We start from the raw sequence: 10,420 nt of genomic DNA on the forward strand, positions 1-10,420 counted from the left end.
TCTTCAACATCAAAGAAACCAGGCTGCTTCATCTTCCACCATCCCCAATCAACGCCGAAGAAATGGAATCACACAGAACAGCTCAGAGCCAAGGGTTTTTCGAACCCTCCAGGTGTTCTCGGTGGATTACCGCCTTGCACCGGAAGTGAAATATCCCGGTGCGATCGAGGACTGTTACGCGGTGCTCAAATGGGTGCACGAGAACGCGCAAAAGCTCGGTATCCGGCGCGACAAGGTGGTCGTGGCTGGCGAAAGCGCGGGCGGCGGTCTGAGTGCTGCGCTCTCGCTTATGGCGCGTGATCGCAAACAGTACAAACTCGCTTTCCAGCTTCTCATCTATCCCATGCTGGATGATCGCACCGCCACGAAAACCGATCCGGGACCGAATTTCGGTGAATTCGTCTGGACACGTTCCGCCAATGACTATGCGTGGCATGCCTATCTGGGTGATGCCGCCGGTGGAGCGTCCACCCCGGCTTACGCCGCTGCCGCGCGTGCCACCGATCTGACCGGCCTGCCACCCACCTTTATCGGCGTCGGGTCGATGGATCTGTTTCTGCGCGAGGATCTCGATTACGCCGCCCGCCTGATGGGCGCTGCTGTGCCGACCGAGGTCATGGTCGTGCCGGGTGCGTATCATGTCTTCGACATGTATGTGCCGCAGGCCGAACTCAGCTTGCGGTTCGCGGACGCCTACTGCGCGGCCCTGAAGCGTGCTCTCGCTCTTTGAAAGAGCCCCTGTCCGGCCTGTAGAAAGGGCCGGACAGGGACATGACACACAATGTCACGTCATGGCAGCCTTCGGCCTGCCGGCGTTTCCACAAACACGCTCCTAATATTAAGGTCTGCCATAATCTTGTACGGTTCATCCGTCACTCACCGAACGATCGATTGTGTAAGGACACTGGATCATGGCAACGGACCGAAACGACCAGCCTCCTTCGGGATGGTGTGCATCACCAAACGCCATACGGCTCCGCTCGGCCCTGCGCCTTTCCCGTCGTAACACGTTGATGGGTGTTGCTGCGGGGGCCGCGCTTGGAGGCTCCGCGTGGGCGGATGCGCCGGGGACAAGTGTCACGCCTTCCGCCCCACTGATGGCACCCGATCATTTCATGGCGCTCTCGCGGCGACTGACGGACCGTCCTGCTCTCGACGCTCGTATCGGGGCGGCATTGTTGGACGAACTGCTCAAGGTCGATGCGAAACGCCCTCAGCAATTGCGGAAGCTGCACGCGCTGATGGAGAAAACCCGACCGAAGTCGGGAAGCGCGTTCGCTCGCGAAGCCGAAAAGGCCGATCCCGCTTTCCGTGACGTCATCCGCGAGATTCTGGCGGGCTGGTATCGCGGTGTGGCGAATGGACGCGTCGTGGTCTATCGCTCCGCGCTGATGTTCGACATCACCAAGGACGCGATCTTCCCCAAGACCTATGCCGCCGGCGGTCCGTTCTACTGGACGAGCAAGCCACCCGAAGTCGCGCCACCGACCGGCACGCCCGCGCTGCCTCCGATCAAGCTCGTTATTGAGCCGACCTGACCACTTCCGGGATTTTCCATTCCATGTCTTCCGAACAGACTCTCTCCGCCGACGTTGTTATCGTCGGTTCCGGCGTGGCCGGCAGCTCGATTGCCAATGAACTGGTGCGCGCAGGCATTTCCGTCATCGTGCTGGAAGCCGGTCCCCGTGTGGATCGTCAGCACTTTGTCGAGAATTTTCGCAATCTGGAAAACAAGCCGTCCTATCAGGGGCCTTTTCCCGCCGTGCCGTGGGCGCGTCATCCCCCCGATCAGGTGACGCCCAACGACTATCTGCACACAGCGGGACCGGACGCAGAGGCCTATCAGCAGGTCTATCTACGGATGATGGGCGGCACGACATGGCATTGGGCCGGGTGTGCCTGGCGCTATCTCCCCTCCGACTTCGAGCTGAAAACGCGCTACGGGCAGGGCCGTGACTGGGCGCTGAAATACGACGATCTGGAGCCGTTCTATTATCAGGCCGAGGTCATGATGGGCGTCTGCGGCCCGGACCCGGCCAAGGAAGATCTCGGATCCCCACGTAAACAGCCCTATCCGATGGACGCTCTGCCCATCTCGTATGCCGCGCAGGAGTTCCGCAAACTGATCGCGGAAAAGACGCCGTGGCGCGTGGTGCATGAACCGCAGGCGCGTAATACGCGGCCTTATGATGGTCGCCCGACCTGCGAAGGCCACAACAACTGCATGCCCATCTGCCCGATCGGGGCGATGTATAACGGCAGCTATTCCGTCTATCACGCGGAAGCCGCGGGCGCGAAGTTCGTTGCCAACGCCGTGGTGTATCGCATCGAGCGTGACGCTGCGAACAAGCGCGTCACCGCCGTGCATTACTACGATCCCGAGAAGACCTCGCATCGCGTGACGGGCAAGTATTTCGTCATTGCCGCGCATTGCATCGAAACCGCCAAGCTGCTGCTCGTCTCCGCCGATGAGCAGTCACCCGACGGCGTGGCCAACAGTTCGGGTCATGTGGGCCGCAACATGATGGACCACACTGGCGTGCAGGTGACGTTCATTAGTGGCGACAAGGCGCTGTGGCCCGGTCGTGGTCCACTCGAGACCAACGTGATCGACAATTTCCGTGATGGCGACTGGCGCAATGAGCGTGGGGCCTATCTGGTGCATATGGTGGACGACAATCAGGTCGATCTCGCCACCCAGATGGCCATCGCCAAGGGCTATGTCGGGCGTGAACTGGAAGAGCGCATCCGCTATCTCGCCGCGCACACCGTGCGCCTGTTCAGCCATAACGAGGCACTCCCCGATCCGGAGAACCGCCTAACACTGAGCAAGACGAAGAAGGACATCCTCGGAATCCCGCATCCGGATGTGTATTACAAACTGCCCGAATACACCGTGAAAAGCTGCGAGCACACGCGCAAGGTGTTCCGCGAACTGATCGGTCTGATGCACGGCACGGACGAGCAGTGGACGCCGGGTTACTTCCCGCAGGACCATCCCTCCGGCAGCACCATCATGGGTGTCGATCCCAAGGATTCCGTCGTGGATGGAGAGTGCCGTACGCATGACCATGACAATCTGTTCATTGCCAGCTCGTCCGTTTTCTCGACGGTGGGAACCGGCAACATCACCCTGACGGTTGCAGCCCTTGCACTGCGCGTTGCCGACACGCTGAAAAAAGAATTCGCTCATGCCTGAGATCGGAAAACTCCTCCCTGCCCTTCTGGTCGCAGGCACCATGGGCAGCGGCTCGGCCTTCGCGCAGGCGCAGGCTCCCACGCCGCTCGCACCGACACCGACAACGGCCGTTCCGGCCTCGTCTCCGGCGCCATCCCCCGATCAGGCGAACGACCCGGAGCTTGCGCGTGGCGCCTATATCGCCACCGCTGCCGACTGCGTGGCCTGTCACACGGCGTCCGGTGGCAAGCCCTTCGCGGGTGGGCTGAAAATCGCCACGCCCATGGGTGATGTGGTCTCCACCAACATCACACCCGATCCTGAGCACGGTATCGGCAAGTATTCGGAAAAAGACTTCGAGCAGGCCGTCCGTCACGGCATCCGCCGCGACGGCTCGAACCTGTTTCCCGTCATGCCCTATGTGTCTTATGCCGGGATGACCGATCAGGACGTGCAGGCGCTCTATGCGTGGTTCATGCACAAGGTCGAGCCCGTTCCCGTGTCTCCACCGGAAGATGCCACCACGCTGCCGGCCGCGATGCGTTCGGCCATGATGGCGTGGAACTATGTCACCACGATGGAAAAGCCCGAGACGGGTGATTCCGGCACCTATGATCCGGTGCGCCGTGGACGTTATCTTACGAGTGCTCTGGAACATTGCGGCACCTGTCACACCCCTCGCAACTTCATGCTCAGCGAGAAGCAGGATCGCTTCCTTTCGGGCGCGAGCCTCACCGGTTGGTATGCTCCGAACGTCACGTCCAGCAAGACGAGCGGCATCGGATCATGGAGCGAGGATGATATTGTCACCTATCTCCGCACCGGACGGCTGGACGGTCACGCGCAGGCGGCCGGGCCCATGGCCGAAGCCGTGGAGCACAGCCTGAGTCATCTGACGGATTCAGACCTGCACGCCATCGCCACCTATCTGTTGCAGGTGCCCGTGATGGAGGACGATCTGGACGTCAAGCCGCGCGACAGCTTCGGCAAGCCGCAGGAGGTGGCTGACATCCGTCATGACGTGCCGAAACGCATCGATGATCTGACGGAAATGGATGGCGCGGGCATTTATGACGCCAATTGCGCAGCCTGTCATGGACACGACGGGGCCGGCACGCGCAATCACTACGCACCCTCCCTGTTCAACAACACGACAGTCGGCAGCGCACGGCCTGACAATCTGATCATGACGATCCTCAAGGGCGTGGATCGCACCACGAAAGATGGGCATGCGCTCATGCCGGGCTTTGGCGCCACGTCAGACGTGGAGCGTCTGACCGACACCGAGATCGCCAGTCTGGTGAATTATCTTACCGCCACATTCGGCAGTGGAGATCATCACGTGACGGCGCAGCAAGTCGCGGATTTCCGCAACGCCAAATAATAAAAAAGGGGGTATGGCCACAGCGGCCCGCCCCCTTCTTCTGCCCGCATTGCGGCGCAAGGATTATAGCGTTTCCTCCGCCGGGCCTTCCGCCAAGACCCCTTCCCATTTGGCCGAGACGGCGGCGGCATAACCATTGCCGAGCACGTTGGTGGCCGTGCGCGCCATATCGAGGAAATGGTCGATGCCGAGGATGAGCGCGATCCCCGCTTCCGGCAGCCCGAACTGTGGGAGCACCGCTACGAGCGTCACCAGTGAGGCACGCGGCACGCCCGCGATCCCTTTGCTACTGAGCATCATCACCAGCACCATCAGGAACTGCTGTGACCAACTCATCTGGATGCCGTAGGCCTGCGCAATGAACAGTGCGCCAAAGGACTGGAACAGGATGGACCCGTCCATGTTGAAGCTGTAGCCCAGCGGCAGCACGAAGCCCGCGATGCGCCCGGGCACGCCGAAGTTTTCCAGCTTCTCCAGCAGCAGCGGATAGACCGCCTCGCTGCTGGCAGTAGCAAACCCCAGCACGACCGGCTGCACCATCTCGCGGATCAGACCCGTGATGCGACGACCTAGGAACAGGCAGGTAATGCCGGTGAGCACGCACCACTGGAACAGGATCGTGCTGTAGAACTCGGCAAGAAACCGCCCGAACAGCAGCAGCACACCTGCGCCGCTATGCGCCAGTGTGCCCATGATGGAGCCGAACACGGCCATGGGGGCGAGGACCATCACCATGTCCGTCATCCGCAGCATGACGTGCGCGAGTTCCTCGGTCCATTTCAGCATCGTCTGGCCCGCGGTCTTGGCGGCGGGCAGGGCCACGCCAAACAGGACCGCGAACACCACGATCTGAAGAATGTCGTTGCGCGACATTGCGTCCAGAATACTGGTGGGCACGACGTGAAGGATGAACTCCACCGGCTGGAACGGGTGCTTCAGCCCCGAGACGTCCGCAGGCAGGGGAGCCGAGAAGCCGCTACCGGGAGACAGCACATGCGCGGCGAACAGTCCGATCAGCAGGGAAAGGAACGACATGGAGATGAACCACAGCAGCACGCGACCACCCACGCGCAGAACCATCGTGTCATCGCCAAGTTTGCCGACGCCGCTGACGAGCGTGGCAAAGACGAGCGGTGCGATAATCATACGGATCAGGCGCAGAAAGATCTGCGTGAGCAGGGAGCCTGTCTGTTCCGCAAATGTTATCCATTCCGGTGCCAGATCATGAACGCTCAGACCGCACACCACACCCAGAACAAGCGCAACCAGAATGGCAATAGTACGCCGCTTGGTACTGGTGGGTTTTCCTACGACTGCCATCGCACCTCTCGTTTCACAGATTATCCGGCAAGGCTGGCACCTATAGGGAGGAGATTCGTTGCGGTCAAAGCGCGGGTTGTCGCGGGCGAGCGCGCTTGGGATACGTTTCCGTCGAGGAGCCGTTGCTCAGGATGATTCAGAACATCGCGTTGATGGCAAATTGCGGCGAAACCTGAATGCTCTTGTTGTGACCGGCGAAATAGAAAGCCGATCCCACGATCACACCCCAGCGGGCGTTCCAGTTGTATTCAAACGCGGGTGCAATCTGCCAGTCCGAACCGGCGCTGCCGACCTTTTTCACATATTGCCCACTGGCATCATGTCCGTGCATGCGCGATCCATCGGACCAGTCGCGCGCCAGATCCATGGCCAGCACCCATTTTTGGCTCAGGGCATATTCCAGTGAAAAACCCGTCTCGCCGCTCATGCCGGGCTGTCCGCGCCCACGAAAACCGTGTGCTGTTCCATAGCTGGTGGTGTCGACAAGTTTGGCCGAGGTCACGGCCCGGCGGAACCAGTTCCACACGCGCAGGCGCAATTCATGGTTGCCGGGCAGTGTGTAGGTGGATTGCTCCGTGATGGCAAAACGGAACACGTAGGCACCGCTGCCGACGCCGTCCTGCGTATCGCCCAGTTTCCTGTAGTCGCCAGTGGGAAAGATCATTCCCACGAAAAGATTGAAGGCAGGGATGTAGCGTTTCGGGTCGGGACGCACAAAGCGGTAGATCAGGTCAACCGGCACATCGCCGGTCTTGGGGCCGTGAGAATGTCCAGTGTCATGCTTCCAGCCATAATCCACGATCGTATGCACCTGCACGCTGAAATCGGGCAGGATTCCGTATTTCCACAGGGTGGAATTGGAAAACATCCGCTGCATCGGGTGCGTGACAGGACGTGATCCGCCACGGGCGTCAAAATATCCCACGGGTTGGCTATAGGAATAGTAAGGCTCGAAATTGAGCACGCCCACGCGCGTCGTGCCCGAGGGCGAGACGAGGGAGCCTGTATACCATTGGTCTGCATGTGCCCACGAACTGGTGCCCATCCACGCCATGAGGACGGCAAAGGCCTTTCCTGCATGACGTTTCCCATGAGTGTGCGCTTTCCGTTTCAACCTGATCTTACGCACCGTTTCGACCACGCCTCATTTTGTTCAATAGTCCCTGCCAAAGGTTTTCTGGATGTCCGTAGGAGCGTTCCGGCCATCGGCAAGAAGAAGCTGCAGAAGGATGCGTGCTTTTTGCGGATTGAGATCAAGGGACGCTACCAGTTCGTGCCGGTCGTCATCGACCTCTACGTTCCGGTTCACGAACCCGTCACCCACACGGGAAGAGCGCACGACCACAACACCTGCTTTCACAGCACGGTCCAGACCCGAAAGCGCTTCCTCCGACACGTTGCCGTCTCCCATACCGGCAATCACGATGCCTCGTGCCCCATTTTTGACGGCTTCGTCAATCTGATCCGCATCCATATCGGCGTGCGCGTAGATAATCTCGACCCGTGGCAATACGTGGTTCTGTGACAACGGCAGATGGATTTCAGCGCGCGGAGGAGTAAAGAAACGCACATTTGCCGGGTCTGCCATTCCCACCGGTCCCGCATTGCGTGAGCGGAAAGTCTCCAGCGCCGTGGTGTGGGTTTTGCTTACCCAGCGCGCGGCATGAATGGTGTCGTCCAAGACCACCAGAACGCCCCGATTTCGCGCTTGCGGGCTGGTCGCGACTTTCACTGCCTCATACATGTTTGCCGGACCATCCGCGCTAATGGCCGTGCTCGGACGCATTGCGCCGGTCAGGACCACGGGGCGGGAATCTCCGGTCACGATATCGAGGAAAAAGGCGGTCTCTTCCATCGTGTCCGTGCCATGCGTGATGACGACGGCATCCGCCTCATTCCTTGCAAAAGCTTCATGGATGCGTTCGGCCAAGTGGAACCAGACCTGACTGTTCATGTTCTGGGACGCGATGTTGGAGATCTGCTCCACTTTCAGGCGTGCCAGTTTTTCCACACCGGGCACGCCTGCAATCAGTTGTTCACCCGTGACGGCGCCAGCGTCATAGCCAATGGCCGAGCGTGTGTCGGCTTTGCCCGAGATGGTCCCTCCGGTGGCCAGCACAAGCACTCGGGGCAGCGATGTCTGGGGTTGGCGCGCCTGCATGTCTGTGGCACGAGCGCGGGCTGGCGACATCGTCACTACACTTAGAGCCGCAAGGAAAAATGGCAGGACACGTAGGAAAAACATAAGGAAGAACATTCCTTTAGGAGATGGAAACAGGGGAGGGTGTTCCTGCCTCTTGTGTTGGGTCTGGAAGCGCCCGGCGTCGCTTCCAGACCGGCTGCATTCAGCCCTGTGTTTTCACGAACTGATCGTGGTATTCATCAACCATCTTGCGGAGCGAGCGTCCGATCGCCGCATACTGGAACTCGTTGAGGTTGGCCAGAGAGGCGCGTGCTGCAGGGCGGGTGGCACCAAAACCCGCTCCGGGCAGAAGCACGATTCCGGTTTCATCCGCGATACGGAACAGGATTTCACCCGTGCTGGCTCGCGCCAGCATCCATTTTGCGAAGTCCTCGCCATAGAGGGCGCGGCATGTGTCCTCAAGGTCAATGAGGGTGTAGTAGTCCACCGCATTCGCGTCTTCCTTGGGTTTTACACCCAGTTCCCGATACAGAGCGGCTTCGCGGCGGCGGATGACGCTCTTGAGAGTAGCTTTGTAGCGGCCTTCCTGATCCATGAGCGCGAACAGGGAGAACAGCACCATCTGGACCTGCTGCGGTGTGGATAGGCCGGCTGTGTGATTGAGCGCCACCGCACGGCTGTCCGCCACCAGACGGTCGATGAATTTCAGAGAGGATGCATCCGTGGTCAGGCTGGCATAACGCTTTTCCAGCGCTGCCTTTGCATCCGCCGGAAGCTGCGCGAGGCGCGCATCGATCTGATTGTCCTTGTGCATGCCGATGACGCCCAGACGCCAGCCGGTCGCGCCGAAATACTTCGAGAAGGAATAGACAAGGATCGTGTTGCGCGGGCAGACCGCGTACAGAGAACGGAAACCGTCGGCGAATGTTCCGTACACATCGTCGGTCAGGATCATCAGATCCGGACGGTCCTTGACGATGGAGGCGATCTTCTCGAGCGAGGCGTCGTTCATCTTGACCGATGGCGGGTTGCTCGGATTGACGCAGAAGAACATCTTCACTGCTGGATCACGCAGCTTCTCAAGTTCGCTTTCCGGATACTGCCAGTCCAGTGCAGGGTCGGCCTGAATGGAAACGACTTCGAGGCCATATTCCTCAAGCTGCGGGATCTCGATATAGGGCGAGAAGATCGGCATGCCGATCGCCACCTTGTCGCCCTTGCGGATGAGGTCGTTCTGCTTGAGCGAGTTGAAGACATAGGCCATGGCGGCCGTTCCGCCCTCGGTCGCAAAAAAGTCCGTGGAATCGAGAGAAAGTTCGCCGCCCACCATCTCACGCAGCACGTACTGGCCCACGACTTTCTCGCTTAGCGTCAGCATGCGCGGCGGCGTCGGGTAATAGCAACCGAGGATGCCTTCCACCATTTCCAGCAGGAACGTGTCAGCGGGCAGTCCCATCTGGTCACGCACATAACTGACGGCATGACTGAGAAGGGCGGCGCCTTCTTTTCCGTGGTTGTCGGCAACGAAGCGGTCAAAACGCCCTTCGATCCCTTCCACGCGTACGGTGCCACCAAGCCCCGGAGAGAGATAGGACAACGACAGGCGTGCTTCCGAGAGCGCGAACTGACCGAGCAGGAAAAAGGCGTCACGGGGCAGCGTGGCCAGAAAATTGGGATTGCCGCGACCGGCGTTCAGCATCACGCGATCCGCCTTTGATGAGGCAAGGGCGATCAGCGTATCCTTCAGTTCGAAGGGGCTGAGATCACGATATTTCGAGTAATCGATGGACATTGTCCGGTCTCCTTGCCGTGAAATGTTCAGGAAAATGCGACCACAAGCGGCCCAAGCAGCGTCAGCAGCACATTCGCCACCGCATAGGTGATGGCGAACGGTGTTGTCGGCACGGCATTGCCCGCCTTGTTCAGAACCTCACCGAATGCGGGATTGGCGCTGCGCGAACCTGCAAGCGCTCCGGCAAAAATGGCCGTATTGTCGTAGCGCAGCACATAACGGCCAAAGAACATGGTGAGGATGAGCGGCACCAGCGTCACCACCACGCCCAGAAGAAAGAGCGTGATTCCGTGTTGCATGATGGTCGCGATGGCCTGCTGGCCGGTCTGAAGTCCCGTGACGGCGACAAAGCCTGCGAGACCCAGATCAACCAGAAGGTTCGAGGCTGCGGAAGGCATGTTTCCACTTGCGCGGTGACGGCTCTGATACCAGCCGAACAGCAGCCCCGAAAGAAGAGCGCCGCCGCCACTGCCGAGCGTGAGCGGAACAGACCCTAAAGGGTGTTATGTACTTTCTGGCGTGAGTGTTGCAGAACAGATTGATGAATACTGCACGCAAACCATATCCGTCTGATATCAGCGACGAAGAATGGTCTCTGATTGT

At 59.8% G+C, this 10,420-nt stretch carries 7 protein-coding genes and 2 pseudogenes; 4 read left to right on the forward strand and 5 right to left on the reverse strand.

Annotated elements, in window-relative coordinates:
• Positions 1 to 106: 106 nt before the first annotated feature.
• From GOB87_RS15385 to GOB87_RS15400, 4 genes and pseudogenes are all read left to right on the forward strand, one after another.
• Positions 107 to 730: pseudogene (locus GOB87_RS15385) on the forward strand (alpha/beta hydrolase); the annotation flags it as partial.
• Between the two features lie 181 nt (positions 731 to 911).
• Positions 912 to 1,538, forward strand: a complete 627-nt coding sequence (locus GOB87_RS15390) for a sugar dehydrogenase complex small subunit (RefSeq protein ID WP_166318789.1) — start codon at positions 912 to 914, stop codon at positions 1,536 to 1,538.
• Between the two features lie 23 nt (positions 1,539 to 1,561).
• On the forward strand, positions 1,562 to 3,199 hold the full coding sequence (locus GOB87_RS15395) for a GMC family oxidoreductase (protein ID WP_166318792.1): 1,638 nt from the start codon (positions 1,562 to 1,564) through the stop codon (positions 3,197 to 3,199).
• On the forward strand, positions 3,192 to 4,562 hold the full coding sequence (locus GOB87_RS15400) for a c-type cytochrome (RefSeq protein WP_166318795.1): 1,371 nt from the start codon (positions 3,192 to 3,194) through the stop codon (positions 4,560 to 4,562). Before GOB87_RS15395 ends, GOB87_RS15400 begins: the two co-directional genes overlap by 8 nt.
• 63 nt (positions 4,563 to 4,625) lie before the next feature.
• On the opposite strand, the gene GOB87_RS15405 is transcribed toward GOB87_RS15400, so the two are convergent.
• The 5 genes and pseudogenes from GOB87_RS15405 to GOB87_RS15425 form a co-directional block, all read right to left on the reverse strand.
• Entirely contained in the window at positions 4,626 to 5,882 is a 1,257-nt protein-coding gene (locus GOB87_RS15405) for a dicarboxylate/amino acid:cation symporter (protein WP_166318798.1), read from the reverse strand.
• A gap of 136 nt (positions 5,883 to 6,018) precedes the next feature.
• Complete coding sequence (locus tag GOB87_RS15410) at positions 6,019 to 6,936, reverse strand: transporter (protein ID WP_166318801.1); 918 nt, start codon at positions 6,934 to 6,936, stop codon at positions 6,019 to 6,021.
• Positions 6,937 to 7,035: 99 nt separating this feature from the next.
• Positions 7,036 to 8,073, reverse strand: coding sequence for an asparaginase (locus GOB87_RS15415; protein ID WP_242006511.1), 1,038 nt, complete (start codon positions 8,071 to 8,073; stop codon positions 7,036 to 7,038).
• Positions 8,074 to 8,227: 154 nt separating this feature from the next.
• A complete protein-coding gene (locus GOB87_RS15420; RefSeq protein ID WP_166318807.1) occupies positions 8,228 to 9,817 on the reverse strand; it encodes a bifunctional aspartate transaminase/aspartate 4-decarboxylase in 1,590 nt (529 codons plus the stop codon).
• Positions 9,818 to 9,843: 26 nt separating this feature from the next.
• Positions 9,844 to 10,293: pseudogene (locus GOB87_RS15425) on the reverse strand (aspartate-alanine antiporter-like transporter); the annotation flags it as partial.
• Positions 10,294 to 10,420: the final 127 nt, after the last annotated feature.

This window comes from Acetobacter estunensis, from assembly GCF_011516945.1.
GTDB classification, from domain to species: Bacteria; Pseudomonadota; Alphaproteobacteria; order Acetobacterales; family Acetobacteraceae; genus Acetobacter; species Acetobacter estunensis.

Excerpts from the sequence above, each read along its gene's own strand:
- GOB87_RS15390 (WP_166318789.1), top strand. The coding sequence starts at position 912 with ATGGCAACGGACCGAAACGACCAGCCTCCTTCGGGATGGTGTGCATCA.
- GOB87_RS15395 (WP_166318792.1), top strand. The coding sequence starts at position 1,562 with ATGTCTTCCGAACAGACTCTCTCCGCCGACGTTGTTATCGTCGGTTCC.
- GOB87_RS15400 (WP_166318795.1), top strand. The coding sequence starts at position 3,192 with ATGCCTGAGATCGGAAAACTCCTCCCTGCCCTTCTGGTCGCAGGCACC.
- GOB87_RS15405 (WP_166318798.1), bottom strand. The coding sequence starts at position 5,882 with ATGGCAGTCGTAGGAAAACCCACCAGTACCAAGCGGCGTACTATTGCC.
- GOB87_RS15410 (WP_166318801.1), bottom strand. The coding sequence starts at position 6,936 with ATGGCGTGGATGGGCACCAGTTCGTGGGCACATGCAGACCAATGGTAT.
- GOB87_RS15415 (WP_242006511.1), bottom strand. The coding sequence starts at position 8,073 with ATGTCGCCAGCCCGCGCTCGTGCCACAGACATGCAGGCGCGCCAACCC.
- GOB87_RS15420 (WP_166318807.1), bottom strand. The coding sequence starts at position 9,817 with ATGTCCATCGATTACTCGAAATATCGTGATCTCAGCCCCTTCGAACTG.